The 19,417-nt window shown below is 65.0% G+C and carries 21 protein-coding genes and 1 riboswitch; of the genes, 10 read left to right on the top strand and 11 right to left on the bottom strand.

The window, feature by feature from the left end:
* Window positions 1-26 precede the first annotated feature (26 nt).
* Window positions 27-752: a TetR/AcrR family transcriptional regulator gene (locus J2S96_RS05610; RefSeq protein ID WP_306860759.1), complete on the bottom strand. Its 726-nt coding sequence runs from the start codon at window positions 750-752 to the stop codon at window positions 27-29.
* A 117-nt stretch (window positions 753-869) separates the two neighbouring features.
* On the opposite strand from J2S96_RS05610, the gene ptsP reads away from it, so the two are divergent.
* Both ptsP and J2S96_RS05620 read left to right on the top strand, forming a co-directional pair.
* A complete protein-coding gene (gene ptsP / locus J2S96_RS05615; protein WP_306860761.1) occupies window positions 870-2,558 on the top strand; it encodes a phosphoenolpyruvate--protein phosphotransferase in 1,689 nt (562 codons plus the stop codon).
* Between the two features lie 54 nt (window positions 2,559-2,612).
* Entirely contained in the window at window positions 2,613-2,891 is a 279-nt protein-coding gene (locus J2S96_RS05620) for an HPr family phosphocarrier protein (RefSeq protein WP_306860762.1), read from the top strand.
* A gap of 25 nt (window positions 2,892-2,916) precedes the next feature.
* Here J2S96_RS05620 and J2S96_RS05625 read toward each other — a convergent pair whose 3' ends face one another.
* Together J2S96_RS05625 and J2S96_RS05630 are read right to left on the bottom strand one after the other, a co-directional pair.
* Entirely contained in the window at window positions 2,917-4,164 is a 1,248-nt protein-coding gene (locus J2S96_RS05625; RefSeq protein ID WP_306860764.1) for an acyl-CoA dehydrogenase family protein, read from the bottom strand.
* Between the two features lie 197 nt (window positions 4,165-4,361).
* On the bottom strand, window positions 4,362-5,132 hold the full coding sequence (locus J2S96_RS05630; RefSeq protein ID WP_306860766.1) for a TetR/AcrR family transcriptional regulator: 771 nt from the start codon (window positions 5,130-5,132) through the stop codon (window positions 4,362-4,364).
* A 59-nt stretch (window positions 5,133-5,191) separates the two neighbouring features.
* Between J2S96_RS05630 and J2S96_RS05635 the strand changes: the two genes are divergently transcribed.
* Window positions 5,192-5,623, top strand: coding sequence for a helix-turn-helix domain-containing protein (locus J2S96_RS05635; protein WP_306860768.1), 432 nt, complete (start codon window positions 5,192-5,194; stop codon window positions 5,621-5,623).
* Between the two features lie 46 nt (window positions 5,624-5,669).
* On the top strand, window positions 5,670-5,897 hold the full coding sequence (locus J2S96_RS05640; protein ID WP_306860770.1) for a DUF6480 family protein: 228 nt from the start codon (window positions 5,670-5,672) through the stop codon (window positions 5,895-5,897).
* Window positions 5,898-5,903: 6 nt separating this feature from the next.
* On the opposite strand, the gene J2S96_RS05645 is transcribed toward J2S96_RS05640, so the two are convergent.
* Entirely contained in the window at window positions 5,904-6,962 is a 1,059-nt protein-coding gene (locus J2S96_RS05645) for an ATP-dependent DNA ligase (RefSeq protein WP_306860772.1), read from the bottom strand.
* A 142-nt stretch (window positions 6,963-7,104) separates the two neighbouring features.
* Window positions 7,105-7,255, top strand: a riboswitch (cyclic di-AMP (ydaO/yuaA leader).
* A gap of 2 nt (window positions 7,256-7,257) precedes the next feature.
* Here J2S96_RS05645 and J2S96_RS05650 point away from each other — a divergent pair.
* Window positions 7,258-8,283 carry a hypothetical protein gene (locus tag J2S96_RS05650; RefSeq protein WP_306860774.1) on the top strand — a complete coding sequence of 342 codons (1,026 nt, stop codon included), beginning with the start codon at window positions 7,258-7,260 and terminating at the stop codon, window positions 8,281-8,283.
* Between the two features lie 177 nt (window positions 8,284-8,460).
* Here J2S96_RS05650 and J2S96_RS05655 read toward each other — a convergent pair whose 3' ends face one another.
* Window positions 8,461-9,675, bottom strand: a complete 1,215-nt coding sequence (locus tag J2S96_RS05655) for a PucR family transcriptional regulator (protein ID WP_306860776.1) — start codon at window positions 9,673-9,675, stop codon at window positions 8,461-8,463.
* 220 nt (window positions 9,676-9,895) lie between these two features.
* Here J2S96_RS05655 and ald point away from each other — a divergent pair, with 220 nt between their 5' ends.
* Entirely contained in the window at window positions 9,896-11,014 is a 1,119-nt protein-coding gene (ald, locus tag J2S96_RS05660; protein WP_306860779.1) for an alanine dehydrogenase, read from the top strand.
* Between the two features lie 139 nt (window positions 11,015-11,153).
* On the opposite strand, the gene J2S96_RS05665 is transcribed toward ald, so the two are convergent.
* The 5 genes from J2S96_RS05665 to J2S96_RS05685 all read right to left on the bottom strand — a co-directional run bounded on the left by J2S96_RS05665 (window position 11,154) and on the right by J2S96_RS05685 (window position 15,094).
* Window positions 11,154-11,882, bottom strand: coding sequence for a hypothetical protein (locus J2S96_RS05665; protein ID WP_306860781.1), 729 nt, complete (start codon window positions 11,880-11,882; stop codon window positions 11,154-11,156).
* Window positions 11,879-12,430 carry an RNA polymerase sigma factor gene (locus J2S96_RS05670; protein WP_306860782.1) on the bottom strand — a complete coding sequence of 184 codons (552 nt, stop codon included), beginning with the start codon at window positions 12,428-12,430 and terminating at the stop codon, window positions 11,879-11,881. Before J2S96_RS05670 ends, J2S96_RS05665 begins: the two co-directional genes overlap by 4 nt.
* A 143-nt stretch (window positions 12,431-12,573) precedes the next feature.
* A complete protein-coding gene (locus J2S96_RS05675) occupies window positions 12,574-13,260 on the bottom strand; it encodes a hypothetical protein (protein WP_306860784.1) in 687 nt (228 codons plus the stop codon).
* Window positions 13,261-13,394: 134 nt separating this feature from the next.
* Window positions 13,395-14,441 (bottom strand): Gfo/Idh/MocA family protein, encoded by a 1,047-nt coding sequence (locus J2S96_RS05680; protein WP_306860786.1) that lies wholly within the window; start codon window positions 14,439-14,441, stop codon window positions 13,395-13,397.
* A 41-nt stretch (window positions 14,442-14,482) separates the two neighbouring features.
* Complete coding sequence (locus J2S96_RS05685; protein WP_306860788.1) at window positions 14,483-15,094, bottom strand: TetR/AcrR family transcriptional regulator; 612 nt, start codon at window positions 15,092-15,094, stop codon at window positions 14,483-14,485.
* A gap of 123 nt (window positions 15,095-15,217) precedes the next feature.
* Here J2S96_RS05685 and J2S96_RS05690 point away from each other — a divergent pair, with 123 nt between their 5' ends.
* Window positions 15,218-15,784 carry an NAD(P)H-dependent oxidoreductase gene (locus tag J2S96_RS05690; protein ID WP_306860790.1) on the top strand — a complete coding sequence of 189 codons (567 nt, stop codon included), beginning with the start codon at window positions 15,218-15,220 and terminating at the stop codon, window positions 15,782-15,784.
* Window positions 15,785-15,990: 206 nt separating this feature from the next.
* On the top strand, window positions 15,991-16,722 hold the full coding sequence (locus tag J2S96_RS05695; protein ID WP_306860792.1) for a GerMN domain-containing protein: 732 nt from the start codon (window positions 15,991-15,993) through the stop codon (window positions 16,720-16,722).
* On the opposite strand, the gene J2S96_RS05700 is transcribed toward J2S96_RS05695, so the two are convergent.
* Window positions 16,711-17,538 (bottom strand): isocitrate lyase/PEP mutase family protein, encoded by an 828-nt coding sequence (locus J2S96_RS05700; RefSeq protein ID WP_306860794.1) that lies wholly within the window; start codon window positions 17,536-17,538, stop codon window positions 16,711-16,713. The genes J2S96_RS05695 and J2S96_RS05700 overlap by 12 nt on opposite strands.
* 114 nt (window positions 17,539-17,652) lie before the next feature.
* Here J2S96_RS05700 and J2S96_RS05705 point away from each other — a divergent pair, with 114 nt between their 5' ends.
* Both J2S96_RS05705 and J2S96_RS05710 read left to right on the top strand, forming a co-directional pair.
* The gene (locus J2S96_RS05705) at window positions 17,653-18,960 is read left to right on the top strand and encodes an aminotransferase-like domain-containing protein (protein ID WP_306860796.1); all 1,308 of its coding nucleotides are present in this window, start codon (window positions 17,653-17,655) and stop codon (window positions 18,958-18,960) included.
* Window positions 18,957-19,385 (top strand): universal stress protein, encoded by a 429-nt coding sequence (locus tag J2S96_RS05710; protein WP_306860798.1) that lies wholly within the window; start codon window positions 18,957-18,959, stop codon window positions 19,383-19,385. Before J2S96_RS05705 ends, J2S96_RS05710 begins: the two co-directional genes overlap by 4 nt.
* Window positions 19,386-19,417 lie beyond the last annotated feature (32 nt).

A 19,417-nucleotide genomic window follows, 5' to 3' on the forward strand; every position in this document is an offset into this window, starting at 1 on the left:
GCGGTATTTACCCAAGAGGCACAGCTCTAGGAGCTGCTGCTGGAGATTCGGTGAAGCCATTCAAGGAAAAGCTTCAGTTCCGAACTGGATAGCTGGTCTGAATGCGAGGCTTGGAGGGCCGCATTCAGCGCGATTGCCGCAACAACAACCGACGACTTACCGGAGTCGTCTGATGCGGCGCCACGGGTTGCATCCGTGGACACGGCGAAAATCATGGAATCCCGGGTCATGGTCGAAAGCTCGATGTTCCGGTCTTCCAAGGGGTCGGCAATGAGCATGAGCGTAACTCCAACGTTGGCTGCGAGGATGCTCCTCGCAGCCTCACGCGGCGGTACGTTGATCTGCCCGGCAATTGCAGCCTTGCTCAGCATTTCCTCCAAGAGCGACTCGGCATCAGCCACGATGGACGGTCTGCTCTCGGGACGGATGTTGCCGAACATCACGAGATATAGGTGCGGTTGGGTGAGCCCGAACTTCACGTGGTTGTCCCACATCCGACGGACGTCCTCCAGGGGTTCGCCTGAAGGTGCGAAGTCCCGCTCCCCCGCCACGTACTCCTCGAAGCCGGCTGAAACGACGGCGTCGAAAAGCCCCTCCTTGTCCCCAAAGTGGTGGTAGAGCGTGGGTGCCGTTACACCGGCGAGTTTGGTGATTTGGCGCGTAGAGACCGGTGACCCGTCCGAATTCGCCAGCAACTCGGCAGCTGCGCGAAGCAGCCGAGTTTTTGGCGGAAGCTGGTCATCGAAACTCATAGCCGCTACCCTAGCACCTATAGCAACGCTATATGAAGTGAGTCACAGGAGATTTTTTCGGACCTCGAGGCGCCGCAGCCGGTGGGTCCGATCCGAGAGCAGGAACAGAGGATTTCAGTGCAGAATTTCCAAGGAGTAGGCGTCAGCCCGGGCCGAGTCATTGGCACTATCCGTCAGATGCCCAAACCAGTCAGCGAGCCGCCGTCGGGCGAGCAACTTGCCGCTTCCACCACGGCGGAGGAGGCCGTCGCAGGCCTGAAGGCGGCGGCCCAATCGGTCCACGACGAACTCAAAGCCCGTGCGGACAAGGCCAGCGGAGACGGCAAAGCCGTGCTGGAAGCCACCGCGCTCATGGCCAAGGACACCATGCTCCTGAAATCGGCCACCAAGCTCATCAACAACAACGGCAGCTCCGCCGAACGCGCCATCTGGGAAGCCGGCGCCTCCGTGTCCGAAATGCTCCACAACCTGGGCGGATACATGGCCGAGCGCGCAACAGACGTCCTCGACGTCCGCGCGAGGATCGTCGCCGAACTTCGCGGCGTCCCCGCCCCGGGCATCCCGGCGTCGGACTCTCCGTTCATCCTGGTAGCCGAGGACCTCGCTCCCGCCGACACCGCAACGCTAGACCCCGCGATCGTGACGGCACTGGTCACCTCGGGCGGCGGACCGCAGTCCCATACGGCGATCATCGCTCGCTCGCTGGGCCTGCCCGCTGTTGTCGCGGCCCGCGGAGTTGACGAGATTCCTGACGGCACCGAAGTCTTCGTCGATGGCGCTGCCGGCTCACTCTCCCTCGAACCCACCGAAGAACAGCGCGCGGCCGCCCTCGCATGGGTAGAAAATGCCGCGACCCTGTCGGTTTTTGATGGAAACGGCACGACGGCGGATGGCCACTTGGTGCCTCTCCTCGCCAACGTCGGCGGCGCCAAGGACGCCGCAGCAGCCGCTGCCCTGGGCGCTCAGGGCGTGGGCCTTTTCCGCACCGAATTCTGCTTCCTGGAGCGCGACACCGAACCGACCGTCATTGAACAGGCCGCCGCGTACAGGGGCGTGTTCGACGCCTTCCCGGGCAAGAAAGTGGTGCTCCGGACCCTCGACGCCGGCGCTGACAAGCCTCTTCCCTTCCTCACTGACGCCACCGAACCCAACCCGGCCCTCGGTGTGCGCGGCTACCGCACCGACTTCACCACACCAGGAGTTTTGGAACGCCAGCTTGAGGCCATCGCCATAGCCGCCGACGAAACAGAAGCTGAGGTCTGGGTCATGGCACCCATGATTTCGACGGCGGCCGAGGCTGCCCGCTTCGCGTCGATGTGCGATGCCGCCGGAATCAAGACTCCCGGCGTGATGGTGGAAGTTCCCTCGGCGGCCCTGACCTCGGCGTCGGTCCTGCGACACGTGGGCTTCGCTTCCCTCGGAACCAACGACCTCACCCAGTACGCCATGGCCGCCGACCGGCAACTCGGCCCCCTCGCCGAACTCAACACGCCGTGGCAGCCCGCCGTCCTGCGCCTCGTGCAACTGACGGTGGCGGGCTCGGCCGAGGAGGGCAACGGCAAACCCGTTGGCGTCTGCGGTGAGGCTGCCGCGGACCCCGCCCTCGCCGTCGTGCTCGTTGGCCTGGGCGTATCCACGCTGTCCATGACCGCCCGCTCGCTGGCCGCCGTCGGAACCGTGCTCAAGACGGTGACGTTGGAAGAGGCGCAAGAGCTGGCCCGGCTTGCCCTCAGCGCCCCCGACGCGCTTGACGCCAAGGCCTGGGTCCGCGCCAAACTGCCGATCCTCGAGGAACTCGGACTCTGAGCCTGCCGGTAGTCGGCCCCGCAGTACCGAGTTACATGAACACAAGGAGAAACCATGCCCGAACGCACCGCCACCATCGCCAGCCGCTCCGGACTGCACGCCCGCCCGGCGGCGATTTTTGCTGAAGCCGCGGGGGAATCCCCGGTTGAAGTGACCATCGCGATGGCCGGTTCGCCCACCGATGACGCGCTCGACGCCGCCAGCATCCTTTCGCTCATGACACTCGGTGCGGCTAAGGGCGACGTCGTCGTGCTTCGGGCCGAGGGCGACGGCGCCGACGCTGCCCTGGATTCCTTGGTGACGCTGCTGGAAACGGACCTCGACGCCGAGTAAGTGCCGTCTCCAGCCCGAGGCTCGCTCAGGCGAAGGCTGAGACACCCGTAATCGAGCGTCCGATAATCAACGCTTGGACGGTCTCGGTTCCTTCGTACGTATGGATGCCCTCTATGTCGGCGAAGTGCCGGGCCACGCGGTTGGCCAACAAGATTCCGTTGCCCCCGAGCAGGTCGCGTGCATTCGAGGCGATGCTGCGGGCAGTGCGGGTGCACGTGAACTTCGCAAGGGCCGCCTGCGCTGGAGTGAGCACGCCCTCCTCGTCCAGCTTGGTCATCTGCATGACCATGAGTTGCATGGTGGCGAGCTCGGAGTGCATGCGGGCAAGGCGCTCCTGCACAATCTGCGAAGCAGCAAGCGGGCGGCCGAACTGCCGGCGCTGCGCGGCGTACTGGACCGCAGCTTCATAGCAGGCGGTGGCATGCCCGACGGCGGACCAGGCCACTCCCAGCCTGGTCGCCAGGAGCACCCGGGCCGTGTCCTTGAAGCTCCGGGCACCCGGGAGCACGTTTTCGGCCGGGACGAAGACATCCTCGAGGCGGATATGGGCCTGCCAGATGGCCCGGAGTGAAAGCTTGCCTTCGATGGTCGTGGCGGAGTATCCGGGCGAATCCTGCGGGACAAGGTATCCGTGAACCTGCCCGTCGTCGCCGCGAGCCCAGACGACTGTCAGGCCGCCGATCGAGCCGTTGCCGATCCATTTCTTTTCACCGTTGAGCACGTAACCACCCTCGACGGCGGTCGCAGTCGTCTCGAGTCCTACCGAATCGGAGCCGTGCGCCGGCTCGGTCAAGGCGAAGGCGCCGTATTCCTCGGCTCGGGAGAGGGCGGGAAGCCAGCGCGCCTGCTGCTCCGGGGAACCGCATTCGGCCACGGACCGCAACGCCAAACCGCCCTGGACCGCAACCACCGTACCGATGGACCCGTCCCCGCGGCTTAGTTCCATGGTCACAAGTCCCGCAGCGGTTTTGCTCATCGCAGGGAACCCGTCGATGTTGATTCCGTCGCGCAGCAGGTCGAGTTCACCCAGGCGCTTCACCAGCTGCAGCGGATACTCCGCGCGCTCCCAGTACCCCGCGATGACCGGAAGCACTTCGTCCTGGACAAAGGTCCGCGCACGGTTCCAGTAGGCGCGGTCTTCGCCGCTGACGTCCTTGAAAACTGAGGCCGGATCGGGGTCAAGGGCTTTGTCCAGGACGTATTCGGGCTCCACCGTGCCGGTGGGAAAAACCGCGTCCAGTTCTTCGGAGGTGCTGTCGGACGTCGTCGTCATGGGAATCCTCGCTTTGGGTTGTGCGATCTGCGACTCCCAGCATGCGCTGACACTCAGTTTCATGTCAAGGAACTCAATTTCAAAGATACATTCTGCTGGATCATCCCGCCCTGCTCGCGGACCGGCCCCGAAAACAAGCGGCTTTCGAGGTTGGACACGCGAATGATCCAGCAAAATCTGACGCGCCGCGGAGACGGCTAAGCCAGGGCGTCTCGGACCGCCTGAAGAATCTGCTCGGTGCCCGCTGCCGGATCCAGGACGGCAACCACGACGGCGGGACGATTATGTTCCGGACGAGGCGCACCGGCCGCCTCACTACTCGCCGCGGCGGCCGCTGAAACAGTCGCGAAAGCGTTGGCCAGAGCGCCCAATTCACCCCTGAGCCGGGCGGCCAGCTCTTGGGCCTCGGCTTCGCGCGCATCACGCTCGATGCGTTCGGGACCTTCGATGCGTTCGGCCGCCGCGATTGCCCGAAGCCATTGGCGCAGGACGCTGTTGTGCACCGCAACAACCGATGCAGCGAAGGCCACGGCAGTGACCTCCCGGCTTTGGCCCCCGGGCAGCGCGGAAAGGAGATGGTTCCGAAAGGCCCGCTCATATCGGTGTGTCATCACCAGTTCTCGGTCGCGAAGGGCGGGTACCTGGTGCAGAAGTTCGTAGCGGGCCAGCGAAGTTGTCCGGTTGCCCACATGGTGGCCAAAGACCAAAAGCGCCGCATCCACAACCGCACGTAACGGATCCGCCGTCGCGCCTGCAAGGGACTCTTGGACCCGGGTAAGGATACGGTCGTGATCGGCGAAAACAATGTCCTCTTTGGAACCGAATTTGCGGAAAAACGTGCTCCGGCTAATACCGGCGGCATCGGCGAGGTCGTCCACGGACGTTGCATCGTAGCCTTGCCGCACCAGCAGCTCGATTGCAGCAGCCACGGCGGGGCCTGGATCCGCATTGGCGGGGTAGTTGACCATAGGCGTGAATCTACACGACGGCGTAACCGCACAGCCTTGAGCAAGGCTAGGCTTCTGCCATGGCATTGATAGCTCCCCGCGTGACGCCCGGCTTGCCCTCGGACGATGCCCGAAATTTGGCGCGCTCACTTCAGGGCAGCAACGACATCACCGTTTTCGTAGACGGCACGGTCCACCGCCTGCCGGATGAGGCGAGGGACGCCGTCGTCGACCTCCTTGGCAGGCTGGGCCGAGGAGAATCGGTGACCGTGAGCAGCGTCGAGGAAATGCTCACGACGTCGCAGGCGGCCGAACTCGCCGGAATCTCACACACCTACCTGCGGAACATGACCGACCGCGGCGAAATCCCGGTGGAATACCGTGGCACACACCGGCGCATCAGGCTCGCGGACATCATGGCGTGGCTGGAGACACAAAAGCGGACGGGCGAGACAAGCGGTACGGATGAGCCCGCGGCCCCGCCCTTGATCGGGTCCGCGGGCGCGGACTAGGCTGGCCGGACGACCCAATACTAAGTGTGCTTAGAAAGGGAATGCCATGACGAGCTACGACCCTGAAGACGATCCTCGAACGTTCGGAGCGCCCGACACTGACGAACCGGTGGACACACCGGAGGAGGATAAGGCGAAGGATCCCGGAGCATCGGCAAACCCGGACCCGCTGGAGGGCACGATTACCGGCCTCGAGCCCGGCGGCGGGGTGCCCCAGGGCGAAACGCCGCCCGCAGAGGACCAGATGAGCATGGACCAAGGGCACGAGGAATAGTCCCCATTACTCCAGTGGCAGAATCTCCCCAAGGTCGTAATCGGCCGGCTCTTCCAGTTGGGCGTATGTGCAGCTTTCCGGATCCCGGTCCGGCCGCCAACGCCTGAACTGGGTGGTGTGCCGGAACCGATCGCCTTCCATGTAGTCGTAGGCCACCTCGATCACGAGTTCGGGACGCAGCGGCTCAAAAGACAGGTCCTTTCCGCCGCTCCAACGGCTCACTGCGCCCGGCATCCTGGAACCTGCCCCGGCGGGATCGGCCCAACTGCCCCACGGATGCTCGCTCAGCTCGGCGCGGTAGGGCTCAAGTTCAGCCACCAAGCTCTCGCGGCGCGCCATCGGAAACGACGCCACGACGCCCACGTGTTGCAGGCGCCCTGCACCGTCGTACAGCCCGAGCAGCAGCGACCCGATAACCTTGGCGGTTTTGTGCCAGCGGAAACCTGCCACGACGCAGTCTGCGGTGCGTTCGTGCTTGGTCTTGAACATAGTTCGCTTGCCGGGCTGATAAAGGCCATCGAGGGGCTTCGAAACGACGCCATCGAGCCCCGCGCCTTCGAGAAGGGCGAACCAATCCTGCGCCTTGCCGAGGTCCGTCACAGCCGGAGTGATGAAGACCGGATCCGACGCCGCTTCAAGCGCATCCTCGAGCGTTGCGCGCCGTTCCGCGAAGGGCCGGTCCATCAGGTTGTCCTGCCCCAACGCGAGGATGTCGAAAGCGATCAACGATGCCGGACTCTGCTCAGCGAGCATCCGCACCCGGCTGTCAGCGGGGTGTATCCGCTGCTGGAGTCCTTCGAAGTCCAGCCGGTTCTCCGCAATAAGGACGATCTCCCCGTCGATCACGCACTTTTCCGGAAGGTTCTTCCTTAATGCGTCCACGAGTTCGGGAAAATACCGGGTCATGGGCCGTTCGTTGCGGCTGCCGAGGATGATCTCGTCTCCATCTTTGAAAACGATCGTCCTGAACCCGTCCCATTTGGGCTCGAAATGCCCCACATCGGGAATTGTCGGAACAGCTTTGGAGAGCATGGGCGTGATCGGAGGCATCACTGGCAGGTCCATAGGACCGGTTCTACCAACAGATGACACCTCGAAGCTAGCGCCCGTTATTCAAATGTGACTTTAGACGACCGCTGTTGTAACGTCGAGGGGCGACCCAGTCCCCAGCCGGGCCGCTTCCGAGTTGACGCCGAGCTCTGCCGCAACCCGGAATCCGCTAGATCCGCGGCAGAGACGGGGGACCCAGAGTCTCCGGGCCTCCTTTTCCACAGGCCCTTGGGGTGAAGCCGCCTTGTGCGGCCGGACGGCCTCGTCCGAACCCGACAGCTAACCTCGAAGGCGTTGAGAGGCAATCACCATGTCCCCAACCATGGATCGGCCTCGCCGTGCCCAAGTGGCGCGCGAGGGTACCAAACCAACCGGACGTCGTCGCGCCAAAGACGGCGGAACGTTTATCGCTGTACCGGCAACTGAGTCCTTGAGTTCGACGGCGGAGCCCACGACGGCGGCCCCTTCCGCCACGGCAACCCCGGCGACGGCGGCGCCCACCACGCGGGCGGCCGCACGAGCTGCCGAACGCGCTGCCGAACAGAAGCGAGCTTCCCAAGCCAGCGAAACCGCGGCCATTCCGACAGTGGCTCCTGCAACAGAGGCCCCTGCAACAGTGGCTCCCGCGATACCCGCACCTCCCACCGCCGTGGGTCCAGCGTCCTCTGCGGGTTCCTCGTTCAGCCGTGAACCGCACACCGTCCTCAAGAAGGCCGCCAGCATCAAGACGATGAGCAACCGCATGGCCGTGGTTGCAGGAGCCCTAGGCATCTTGTTGACCGCCGGTTCCCTTGGCCACGCGCTTGAGTTGCCCTTCTTTGGCCAGGAATCCCGCGCCCAAGACACCAGCAGCGCGGACAACCAGGGCGCCACGCCGTCCGGCGCTTCCTCCATGACGGCAAGCATTTCCCCCAGCCCCGCAGCTTCGCCCTCGGCAGCTGCCCCCAGCGCGAAGGCCGGACAGACCGGCGCGGACCCGGCGCAGGTTTCGCCGCAAGGACCCGCCGTCCTCCAGCCGTCGAGCGCACCGGCCCCCTCGATCTCCGTCCGGGTTCCGGCCGCAATCCCGTCAGCACTGCCCCCGAGCCTCACTCCGGCGCCTGTTCCTTCCATTCCGGTGCCGGCACAACCTGCTCCGGCTCCCAGCCCTGTTCCGACCGGGCCGGCGACTTCGGACCCGGCTCCGGATCCCACGGGGCCGGCGTCTCCGACGCCCGCGCCCACCGGTTCCTGGAAGCCGCGGACCCCGGCCAACCCCTCCCCTACACCGCAACCCACCCAACCCGGAGTTGATCTGGGATCGGTCTTGGACACAGCAACCAAGGCCTTGCAGTGAGGATGGGAGAGCATCGAACATTCGCGGTCGAGTGGCACGGGCGCTGCTGCCGGCATACCCGGACGCAGACGATTCAACACCGCCCGGACCGGTGGCGCTGCAGTATTCAGCTGAGGCAGTTCAACAGGTAGGCCAGCGTCACCAATCAGGCCCGGGCAGCCTCCGTTGCCTGCGCCGTCAAATCCGCGGGCGTCCGGCCCAGCGGCGGGCTTTGAGGGTTGCATGGAGTTCGAGCCGGGTGGCGCCATTCAGCGGATCTGCCCCGATGAGCTGGCGGACCCTGGCCAGCCGGTTGTAGATGCTGCTCCGGTGCAAGTGGAGCTTCGCAGCCACGTCCTGCACGGAGCCGTCACTGTCGTAGAGCAGCTCAAGCACGGGAAGCAGCTCGCCGTTGCGGTCCGCGTCCTCGATCGCTTGGAAATGCACCGAGCCTGAATCGTCCCAGCCGCCGGGCGCCTGAAGCCGTTCGAACAACTGGTAGATTCCCGCGGAGCGACTGTCTACGAGCTCGCCGAGCGGAGGATCGACGGCAGCGGCCTGGGCGGCGATCTTCGATTGCCGGTACGCCCGGCCAAGTTGGCGGATGACTGAAAACGGCTCGCTGATGCCCAGAATGACGCGGTCCACCTTCCGGCCTGCGCGCTTGGCGAGTTCCAGCTGATAATGGACCAGGACTTGGGCATGTTCTGCCCTGCCGCCGGTTTCCCGGAATAACAGGACCGAGTGGGTCTCGGTGCCGGCGCTGAAAAGCACGGAATCGACCCCGATGGTGGCCTGCAGCGCGGCGGAACGGTGCGTCAGTGTTGCCGCGATCGGATCCGAGACCCCGCCACTGTCCTCTGCGTCGAGCACGGTAACCAGCTGCCAGGGTCCCCGGCCCTGGATCTCCTTCCATCCCGCGACGGCGGCCACGGCGTTGGACTCGCCCTGGCATGCAGCGAGGAACTCCTGCTCGCGGCGGCGCCGGAACTCCGACTCGGCAGTATTGGAATCGAGCAGCAATCCCGCGAGGAGGTCCAGCTCGTCCCGGACGGCCGGCAACTCGGCGAGGATCGCCGTCGCCGTCTGCTCGTCAAGGTCCTGCTGGACCCAGAGGTATCCGACGCGGAATCCGCGCACCAGCAACGGGACGCAGACGCGTCCCACCATCCCGAGTTCCTCGTTGGCGGGCACGACGACGGGACGCACCGCGGTGGCAATCCCGTGCGAGAGCTGCCATGCACTGACATCCACAGGAACCCGTTTGCTCAAGAGGAAATTCACGCGCACACGGTCGGCGTGGGACTGGTTGGAACTGTAGGCGAGCAGCACGCCGTCGAGGTCTTCCAGGGAGAGCCCGCGGCCAAGCTTTAGTGCGACGTCCTCGACGATTTTCTCCACGTCCTGCTGCATGGAGAAAACACTACTTTGCCTCACGAACATCAGGCGACACCTGCCGCCCTCAGTATCGACAAATGTCGAGCGAGGGACGGCAAAAACCCCGGAATTTCGCGGAACCCCATGACGGCCGTGATCGCCTTTCCTGTCGCCTGGCTCACAGCGGATTTATTCTGGAATCACAGTCCACCGCAGAGAAAAAGGCCGCTGAGGCCTTTCGAACATGGAGCCCTAAATGATCATCGGTGTCCCTAAAGAGATCAAGAACAACGAATTCCGCGTCGCCATCACAGCCGCGGGCGTTCACGAGTTCCGCACCCACGGCCACACCGTACTGGTGGAGCGCGGCGCAGGCCTGGGCTCCGGCATCACCGATGAGGAATACGCAGTCGCCGGCGCGGAGATCGTGGCCGAAGCCGACGACGTCTGGGCACGCGCCGACATGGTCATGAAGGTCAAGGAACCCATCAAGGCCGAATACCACCGTTTCCGCCAGGGCCTGATCCTCTTTACCTACCTGCACCTGGCCGCCGAACCCGAGCTGACCCAGGAACTCATCAACTCCGGCGTCACGGCAATCGCCTACGAAACCGTCCAGGATGGCCGCGCCCTGCCCCTCTTGGCCCCGATGTCCGAGGTTGCCGGCCGCCTGTCGGTCGTCGTCGGCGCTTCCTCACTGATGGCTCCTGCCGGCGGCAAGGGCGTGCTGCTGGGCGGCGTCCCGGGTGTCCGCCCCGCGAAGGTAGTTGTCCTCGGCGCCGGTGTTGCCGGCACCAACGCCGCCGCCATGGCCCTGGGCCTGGGCGCCGATGTCACCATCATGGACATCAACATCAACCGCCTCCGCGAACTCGATGCCCTCTACCAGGGCCGCCTGAAGACGGTCGCTTCGAACGCGTACGAGATCGAGAAGTCCGTGGTCGACGCCGACCTCGTCATCGGGTCCGTGCTGATCCCGGGCGCCAAGGCTCCCAAACTGGTCACCAACGAACTCGTGTCCCGCATGAAGCCCGGATCCGTGCTGGTGGACATCGCCGTGGACCAGGGTGGCTGCTTCGAGGACACGCACCCGACCACGCACCAGGAACCCACGTACAAGGTCCACGACACGATCTTCTACTGCGTCGCCAACATGCCGGGCGCCGTTCCGAACACCTCCACCTACGCACTGACCAACGTCACGCTGCGCTACGCGGTTTCGCTGGCCAACCTGGGCGTCAAGGCCGCATTCGACCGCGACCCGGCCCTCGCCGCCGGCCTCAACATCGCGGCAGGCAAGGTCACCCACCGCTCGGTATCCGAGGCGCACAACCTGCCCCTCGTTGCCGACTGGCACAACCTGGTCTCAGCGTAACGGCTTAGACGAGCTCGACGGCGGGGTGCGGCTTCCACAGGAAGCGGCACCCCGCCGTCGTCGTCTCCTCCGACGCCCGGTCACCTATACCGGCGTTCTTGGCGACGCCCGGTCACCTCTTCTCCGCGAGGGCGTCTGATTAAGGCTTGACCGGGCTGCCCGGGAGCAGATCTGACGGGACCGACTGCGGCAAGGTGATTCCGGGGCTTGGGATCGTCGGCGTCGGGATGGTGACAGGCGCAGGCTTGCCTTTGGCGATGTCCGGCAATCCCTTGCTCGGGTCCGCCTGCGAACCGGCACTATCGGGACCAGGAGTCGCCCGCGGCGTGGACGGCTCGCCGTTAACCGCTGCGTCAGGGCTGGTATGGGCCGGCGTCGGTTGTACCGGCAGGCCGGCGTCGTGGCTCGGGAGCCGGTCCGGCGTCGGGAGTGTTCCCTGCTGCTGCGGCGCGTTCCCACCGGATCCGGGGGCAAACTTTGAGACGACGGATCCCACCGCGGCACCCAAGTGCTCGATCGTGCCGGGGATGCCGCCGTTGGACGCTGCTGCTGCTGTGGCCCCGGCGGCAAGTGACGCTGCCACCGCGAGGGTGGCAATGCCTGCACGGCGCTTACGACGACGGCGGGCGGCCAGTTCATCGAAAGGCTCGGCAGGGCTTTCGGCCGTGTCCGTTTCGACCGTGGGCGCCATCGCCACGCGGGCGGGCGCCATCAAGGCCTGCACAGCCGCCGATGGCTGCGGCCGGGTGCCCGCGAGGGCGCGCAGCTCCAGCAGCTCGGCCCGGATCTCGTACGCTTCGTCGAGGCCGGCCTCAGCAAGCAGACGGTCAATGCCCTGCTCTCCGCGGGATGCGGATTTTTCGCTCATGATGTGCCATTCCTTAGTAGTGCACGTTCTCTCAGTGCACTCAATGCCCTGCGCTGCAATTGCTTCACGGCCCCTTGGGACTTGCCCATGATGTCCGCTGTTTCTTCCACTGACAGGTCCGCCACGACCCGTAGTGCCAGGACCTCCCGGTAGTCGGGGTTGAGGTCGGCCAGTAACTCGGTTACGCCCAGGCCTTCCCCATGCCCGAATGCCTGCTCCTCGGCTGAAGGCGTGCGTCGAGAATCCAGGTCGGATTCGTAGGGCGCGGAATCAGGTGTGCGCTCCCGCTTGCGGTAGTGGTCCACCATTCGGGCGTGCGCTATGGAGAAGAGGAGGCTCTTGGCCCCCTGGAGACCTCCGCGGAGGGATTCCAGTTTGGGATAGAGAGCCAGGAACACGTCCTGGGTCACTGCTTCCGGATCGTCTACGCCGCGGGCGCGTAGGTATCCAAATACCGGTCCGGAGAACTCGTTGTAGGCAGCTGTGAAGAGCAGGGCGGGATCCTGCTCTTCCGCCTGCAAATATTCATCAGCCACAGGGTCAAGCACCCGCGACCCCTCCATCCCACGCAGCGCGGTGGTCATTCCTGGCCTGGGAGATGATCACTGCTGCCGTTTGTTGCATCTTGTTGCGGCGCGGGGCTCCTTGTCACTTCGCCAAGGAGCCCCGCCGTTCAAGCCTAGCCGCCTTGTTACGGGGTGACGGAATCGGACGGCACGTGCACAGGTACGGTCGGCACCTGGGAAGGGACGGCCGGAACAGTGGGGACAGCCGGGACGGACGGCACGGCAGGCGTAGCGGGGACAGCCGGCACAGCAGGCGTAGCGGGCAGTGCGGCGGTTCCGTCAGCGTTGGCGTTGGCGTTGGCGGAAGCGGACCCGTCAGCCTTCAGGCCGACGGCCTTGCCTTCGGTCACCACGGTTGCGCAGTGTGCGTTGACGTTGGCTTCGCCGCCAGCGGCAACAACCAGCGAGGAGTAACCGGGCACCTTGGCGTCGCCCTTCAGGCCACCGTTGAGGAGAGCGGTGCAGAGGCCGAACGCCTCAGGCGAGGTGGCCTTGGCAGAAGCGGCTGCTGCGGTGGCCTTCGACTTTGCGTCGTCGACAGCGTCCGTGGCCTTGGACTTCGCGTCGGCCACGGCGTCCGTGGCCTTGGACGTCGCCATCTGGGACGCGCCAGCCGTCTTGGACAGTGCGGACTCGGCTGCTTTGGACGCTACCGGGGCCGGGGCGCCGAGCAGCTCGTGGGCGCTCTTCTGCAAATCATTGGGGAGTGCTCCGTTGAAGGCTGCGACGCCGGTTCCGCCAACCGCTACAGCTCCGGCGGCAAGGGCGCCGGCGGCGATTTTGCTGGTGGCAAGGACAGTGAACAAGGACATGAGACCTCCGACAAACGTTTTCAGGACTACTCCGGCAGCGGTTTTGTCGCTACTGGATGATCAGCGCGGACGTTGTCCACACTCCCCTTACATCGCTGGCGGTCCCGGCGAGGTTACGCCCGATACAAAAAACTTCAGGCCAGCGCCCTGGCCTGCTCAATCAGCTTGAGTACCTCCACCGGTCCGGCCGGATCCACGGGGAGCGGCAGGGCGGAGGCCACCCCGCCGTCGGCGATCTTCTCCGCAAGGATCCGGTAGAACTCCTGGTAGGCGCCGCGCTCAGTGGGTACCGTGGTCCGCGCGCCATCGACTTCCAGGATGCCGTAGTGCTGCGGATCGTCGACGCCGTAACCGCCATCTGTGGGTAGGCCGCCTGCCAGGATGAACGGCTCCTGGGGATCGATTCCGTACTTCACGAAGCCGCCTTTGCTGCCGAGGATGCGAAAGCGTGGTGCGTGAAGCTGGCTGCTGACGTTCATGGCGATGTGGCTGATCACACCGGTAGCGTGCTTTAGGACCAGGAAGTCGTCGTCATCGGCCAATTCTTGTGGCCGTCGCGCCAGGATTTCTGCATGGATGACTTCGGCGGCCCCGAACATCTGCACAGCCAGGTCCAGCAGGTGGGTTCCCAGGTCGAAAAGCAGCCCACCGCCGTCGTCGGCTGTGGCGCTTGCCTTCCACGCCTTGCTTATTTGGGGCGCCCACCGCTCCATCGAGGCTTCGCAGCGCATGACCTCGCCCAGCTTCCCGTCGTCGAGGAGCTTCTTCACCGTGAGGGCGTCACCGTCCCAGCGGCGGTTCTGGTAGACCGTGAGAACGCGGCCCAGCCTCGCGGCCAGCTCGATCAGCTCCTGCCCCTGCGCGCTAGTCACCGCGAATGGCTTGTCCACGACGACGTCGAGTCCGGCTTCCAGCGCGGCCTTCGCGAACGGGTGATGAGTGGCGGGCGGCGTGCCGAGCACCACGAGGTCCAGCTCGCCTGCGAGCGCCAGGACGTCGTCCGGGCTGTCCACGATCCTCGTGCCCGGATACCGTTCCTGGGCTTTGGCCCTACGGCCCGCGTCCGAAGTAGCGATCACGTCGAGCGAGTACGCGGGGTCGGCCGCGATGAACGGCGCGTGAAAGACGCTGCCGGAAAGGCCAAAGCCGACGACGGCCGTGCGGATCGGTGTGAGGTTCATGCCGCTACGCTACCGGGCCAAGGTATCCCGGTGATGGTTTGTCAGCAGTCTTTCAGGAGGCGCGTGACGAGCTCGCGCCATGATGCCGCGACGCGCGCCGGCGCGACTCCGTGAGCGCGAAGGAAATGGAGAATGCGCTCGGGATCCAAGGTGGCACCGAGGGAAAGAGCAAGAAGCCAAGGATCGCGGTCCAGTCCCGCTTCCCGCAGCAGCATTTCGATATGCCGGTGCCACAACACTACCGGCGGGGCGTCGTGGCGGTTTTGCGGGGAATGTTCCGCGGCGGCACGCGCCAGCTCGCCGTATTCTTCGACATACTTGATGCGCGCTTCGCCGAAGGCAATGAGGCGCTCAAGCGGGGGCGCCCCTGGGCCCAACGGCGGCGGACCGAAAATGAACTCTCGCTGGAATTCCGCTTCGGCGTCGCTCAGGAGGGTCATCATGAGTCCTGCCCGGCTGCCGAATCGGCGGAAAACCGTTCCCTTCCCGACATCGGCCCGGCACGCCAGCATGTCCATGGTGACGGCGTCCACTCCGTGTTCGGCCACGAGATCCCTGGCAGCTTGAAGGAGCCGTTCGCGGTTACGCGCGGCGTCGCTGCGCTCCGGCTGCGTCCCGAAAGGCTGCCCGGGCCGGATGGGGATGAGGCTCACAAAAACATTCTAGCCTCGGGAATATTAAGCGGACCGCAGTCCGTTTAGAATCTACGAAGGCGGTAAAAGCCTCTAAGAACGAACGCCTGCGGCACCGTCCGCGGCCAGACCCAAGGAGTTCCCATGTCCAAGAACACCGTTCTCGCCCTGGTTGGCAGCCTCCGCGCCGATTCCCACAACCGCAAGCTCGCCGAAGCCATCCAGCTCAACGCCCCGGAAGATGTCGACGTACAGATTTACGGCTCCCTCGGCGACATCCCGTTCTACAACGAAGACATCGATGTGGAAGGCCAGGTTCCTGCCGCAGCCGCAGCCTTGCGTGCGGCAGCAGCCGAAGCTGACACTCTCCTGTTTGTCACGCCCGAGCACAACGGCACCCTGACCGCTTCCCTCAAGAACGCCATCGACTGGCTGTCCCGCCCCTACGGCGCCGGCGCCCTCGCAGGCAAGCCGACCGCCGTCGTCGGAACCGCGTTTGGCCAGTTCGGTGGAGTCTGGGCACAGGACGAGGCCCGCAAAGCTGCCGGCATCGCCGGCGCCAAGGTTCTCGAGGACGTCAAGCTTGCCGTTCCGGGTTCCATGATCCGCTTTGCCGAACTTCACCCGAAGGACGACGCCGAGGTTGTTGAGCAGATCAAGGGCATCTTCGAGCCGCTGACCGCCGTCCAGGAAGAAGAAGTAGCAGCCTAGTTCCCAGGCTTGCCCCGCATTGAGAGAATGCTCCCGTCCTGCCGTAAGGCGGGGACGGGAGCATTCTTTGTCGGCAAGCAGCGGGTCACCGCACCGCTACCATTCCGTGACTGAGCTGAGGCCGAACCGTCATGGGCTGGGCGCCCCACACCCGGACGGCCGGCCGTAACGTTGAGGTACAGGCACCAGAGGTGAGCGGGGCTGTCATGGGGGTCAGGCACGGAGTGGAAGGCACGACGACGGCGGTCGCTGCCCTCTGCCTATCGCTCGCGCTCTGCCTGGCTGCCTGCGCTTCCCCGGACGGCGGCAATCCGGCAGGGTCACGCTCGGCGCAAGCGGCCCCACCGGGCACTTTCCAGGCTACCCAGAAGCCCGTAGCAGGGCCGGTCCCGGCACCCCGTCCGGCCGCTCCCCCGTATTTCAACCCACCGACGGCGGCAATTCCGCGGGCGCCAGTGCCCCTCCCAACCACAGCGACTCCGCGCGCACCGGCGCCCCTCCCCACCGCCGGCGGATCGACTGGGACCACTGTGTATTTCGTAGCAATGGGCGACGGCGGCAGCCGGGGTGTCCGGTTCGGCTGCGACGACAGCCTGGTGCCCGTGCAAATCACGGCTCCTTCGGGCAGCGACCCGCTGGCCACGGCAATGGGTCGGCTGCTGGCGTCCGACGACACTGCGTCCCGGGCAGGCTTGTACAACGCGATCTCCGGCTCCGCGCTTCGCTACGTTTCGGGCTATCTCGACGGCACCACCGCCGTCGTAAACCTCAGCGGATCACTTCGCTCCGGAGGCGCATGCGAGCAAACGCGGATCGAAGCCCAGCTGGCGCAGACCGCGGTGGCGGCTACGGGAGCATCCCAGGCCGCAATCTACCTTGACGGGGATACCTTGGCGGACGCCTTGATTTTGCGCCCGGGCGGCCAGTCACTCGAATAGCGCATCCATGTCTGCATAGCTCCGCGTGCCGGCCAGGCCTGACCAGTTTCCGTCCCCAAGGACTTCCTTCGCCAACCTGGAGACCTTTGCGTACGCGGCCCTGGCGGTACTGCCTCCAATGCTGATTCGCCGCACACCGACGTCGTGCAATTCTCCGGGCGACGGCGAGCCCAAGCCCGCCAGCGCATTGAGCGGCACGCTAATCCGCCGGGAAAGTTCGTGCAGGACATGGAGATCCGCCAACCCCGGCACGAATATTCCGTCCGCCCCGGCCAGGCAATAGGCATCCGCACGGCGCAGCGTTTCCTCGTATGCGGTATCGGGGAACTTTCCAGACCAGTACGTGTCCGTGCGCGCATTGATGAAGAGCCTGACGCCTGCGTCCTCGGCCGTCTGCCTGATCAGTGCGATGCGACTGGACTGTTCGGCGATCTCGCTCAGCGGTTGGTCCGCTGAGTCCTCGATATTGATCCCGACGGCGCCCGCGTCCAGCACCGCTCGAATCGTGGCCCGGAGTTCCTCGTCGGTACGCCCGTACCCAGTCTCGATATCCGCCGTCACGGGCAGGCGAGTGGCCTTTGCCATGCGCGACAGGGCGGCCATCGCGAGTTCGCGGGGAAGGTGGTCCCCGTCCCGGTACCCCAGGCTCCAGGAGACCGCCGAGCTGGAGGTTGCTACTGCCGTCGCTCCCGCCTCCTCGACCATCCGCGCCGATGCCGCATCCCACGCGTTCACCAGTACCAGGGGCGCATGCGGTGCGGCATGGAGCTCGTGGAAGCGGAAAGCCTTGGACTCGAGTTCAGGATGCGTCATCATGGCTCTATTCCAGCCTTCCCGTGTCAGGACGTAAAGCGCTTCGCACCGGGAATTCCGAATTTGGGATGAAACATCCGTTGCTCAGTTGGCAACTCCGGGGAGTATCCTGTCACTGTGACCCACGAAACATTGGATGCCGGGCCCGAGTTGCCCGCGGAAGCAATCGACGCAATAGAGCGGGCAGCAACTGCCGCCCACCGCCACGAGGAACTTTTCTCGGAGCGCGCCGCCAACATCAAGCAGTCCGCCGTGCGTGACGTCTTCGACATATCGATGCGGCCAGGCCTCGTGTCCCTGGCCGGCGGGAACCCCTACCTGCAGTCCCTGCCCCTTGAGAAGCTCGGCCAAACCGCCGCCCGCATCATCGCGGAAGAAGGCATGACGGCGCTGCAGTATGGCGGCGGCCAGGGCACCGAGGAGCTACGCACCCAGATTTGCGAGATCATGGCCGCCGAAGGCATCAAGGACGCCCGGCCGGAGAACGTGATTATCACCGCGGGTTCCCAGTCGGCCCAGGACGTGGCCACAAAGGTCTTCTGCAATCCGGGCGATGTCGTCCTCGTCGAGAACCCCACGTACGTGGGCGCACTGAACACCTTCGAGGCTTACCAGGTCCAGGTTGAAACGGTGGACATGGACGAGGACGGACTGGTCCCCGAGCTTCTCGAAGCCAAGATCGCGGAGCTTCACGCCCAGGGGAAGGCCATCAAATTCCTCTACACGATCCCCAACTTCAATAACCCCTCCGGCATCACACTCGCTCCAGCGAGGCGTCAGCGCATCGTCGATATATGCCGCAGCGCGAATATCCTGGTGCTGGAGGACAACCCCTACGGACTCTTGCGCTTTGACGGCCACCCGCTGGAACCCATGCGGGCCGCCAACGAGCACGACGTCATATACATGGGTTCCTTTTCCAAGATCTTTGCCCCGGGATTGCGAATCGGGTGGGCCCTCGTCCCCGATCACTTGCAGCGGCGCTTCTATCTGGCCTCGGAAGCCGTGACCTTGTGCCCTCCCACCCTGAACCAGATGATCATCTCGGCGTATCTTCGGGACTACGACTGGCGCGGGCAGATCGACACCTACCGGGCCCTCTACGAGGAACGCTGCAACGCCCTGCTGGTGGCGTTGCAAGAGCACATGCCGTCCGGCCTCAGCTGGACCAGGCCCGAGGGCGGCTTCTTCGTCTGGGTCACCCTGCCTGAGGGGGTCGACACTTATCCGCTGCTCAAGAAGGCGATCGAGGCCGGGGTCGTGTTCATCCCCGGCGCGGCGTTCACGCACTCCGACGAACCATCCAACAAACTGAGGTTGGCTTTCAGCGCAGTGCCACCGGAGTCCATCGCCGAAGGCGTCCGCCGATTGGCACCGGTTTTGCAAGAAGCCATCGACGTCATCAGCAAAGGAGCAGATATATGAGCGGAATAGTCCTCGTCGGAGTCGACGGCAGCGCAACAGCGCGACGGGCCGCCGATTCGGCAAAGAATTTGGCGACCGCACTGGGAGCGGAACTTCGGGTCATCACAGCTTTTGAAGGCGCCCACGTGGAGGTCGTCGAAAGCGGAGGGGACAAGTGGGTTCTCTCCGACGCCGACGCCGCGGAGAAGGTGGCCGGCAAAGTGGCCGCCGAACTCGCTTCCGACCAGTTGACCACAAGCTATGCGGCCGTCTTCGGCAAGCCCGGTGAGGCCTTGGTCAAGGAAGCCGAACGAGTGGGTGCCGAAGTGATCGTCGTCGGGAACCGTCGTATGCAAGGACTGGCCAGGGTCCTGGGCAGCGTTGCCAACACGGTGGCACACAGCGCGCCGTGCGACGTCTACATCGCCAAGACGGACGAACGCTAGGCCCCCGGAAGACGTTACCGCCCGGGCTGGGC

Origin of the sequence: Arthrobacter bambusae (genome assembly GCF_030812595.1) — a bacterium.
Lineage (GTDB): Bacteria > Actinomycetota > Actinomycetes > Actinomycetales > Micrococcaceae > Arthrobacter > Arthrobacter bambusae_B.

Bases quoted from the DNA above. Each gene is read 5' to 3' on its own strand.
- J2S96_RS05610 (WP_306860759.1), bottom strand. From the start codon at position 752: ATGAGTTTCGATGACCAGCTTCCGCCAAAAACTCGGCTGCTTCGCGCA.
- J2S96_RS05620 (WP_306860762.1), top strand. From the start codon at position 2,613: ATGCCCGAACGCACCGCCACCATCGCCAGCCGCTCCGGACTGCACGCC.
- J2S96_RS05625 (WP_306860764.1), bottom strand. From the start codon at position 4,164: ATGACGACGACGTCCGACAGCACCTCCGAAGAACTGGACGCGGTTTTT.
- J2S96_RS05630 (WP_306860766.1), bottom strand. From the start codon at position 5,132: ATGGTCAACTACCCCGCCAATGCGGATCCAGGCCCCGCCGTGGCTGCT.
- J2S96_RS05635 (WP_306860768.1), top strand. From the start codon at position 5,192: ATGGCATTGATAGCTCCCCGCGTGACGCCCGGCTTGCCCTCGGACGAT.
- J2S96_RS05640 (WP_306860770.1), top strand. From the start codon at position 5,670: ATGACGAGCTACGACCCTGAAGACGATCCTCGAACGTTCGGAGCGCCC.
- J2S96_RS05645 (WP_306860772.1), bottom strand. From the start codon at position 6,962: ATGGACCTGCCAGTGATGCCTCCGATCACGCCCATGCTCTCCAAAGCT.
- J2S96_RS05650 (WP_306860774.1), top strand. From the start codon at position 7,258: ATGTCCCCAACCATGGATCGGCCTCGCCGTGCCCAAGTGGCGCGCGAG.
- J2S96_RS05655 (WP_306860776.1), bottom strand. From the start codon at position 9,675: ATGCAGCAGGACGTGGAGAAAATCGTCGAGGACGTCGCACTAAAGCTT.
- ald (WP_306860779.1), top strand. From the start codon at position 9,896: ATGATCATCGGTGTCCCTAAAGAGATCAAGAACAACGAATTCCGCGTC.
- J2S96_RS05665 (WP_306860781.1), bottom strand. From the start codon at position 11,882: ATGAGCGAAAAATCCGCATCCCGCGGAGAGCAGGGCATTGACCGTCTG.
- J2S96_RS05675 (WP_306860784.1), bottom strand. From the start codon at position 13,260: ATGTCCTTGTTCACTGTCCTTGCCACCAGCAAAATCGCCGCCGGCGCC.
- J2S96_RS05680 (WP_306860786.1), bottom strand. From the start codon at position 14,441: ATGAACCTCACACCGATCCGCACGGCCGTCGTCGGCTTTGGCCTTTCC.
- J2S96_RS05690 (WP_306860790.1), top strand. From the start codon at position 15,218: ATGTCCAAGAACACCGTTCTCGCCCTGGTTGGCAGCCTCCGCGCCGAT.
- J2S96_RS05695 (WP_306860792.1), top strand. From the start codon at position 15,991: ATGGGGGTCAGGCACGGAGTGGAAGGCACGACGACGGCGGTCGCTGCC.
- J2S96_RS05700 (WP_306860794.1), bottom strand. From the start codon at position 17,538: ATGATGACGCATCCTGAACTCGAGTCCAAGGCTTTCCGCTTCCACGAG.
- J2S96_RS05710 (WP_306860798.1), top strand. From the start codon at position 18,957: ATGAGCGGAATAGTCCTCGTCGGAGTCGACGGCAGCGCAACAGCGCGA.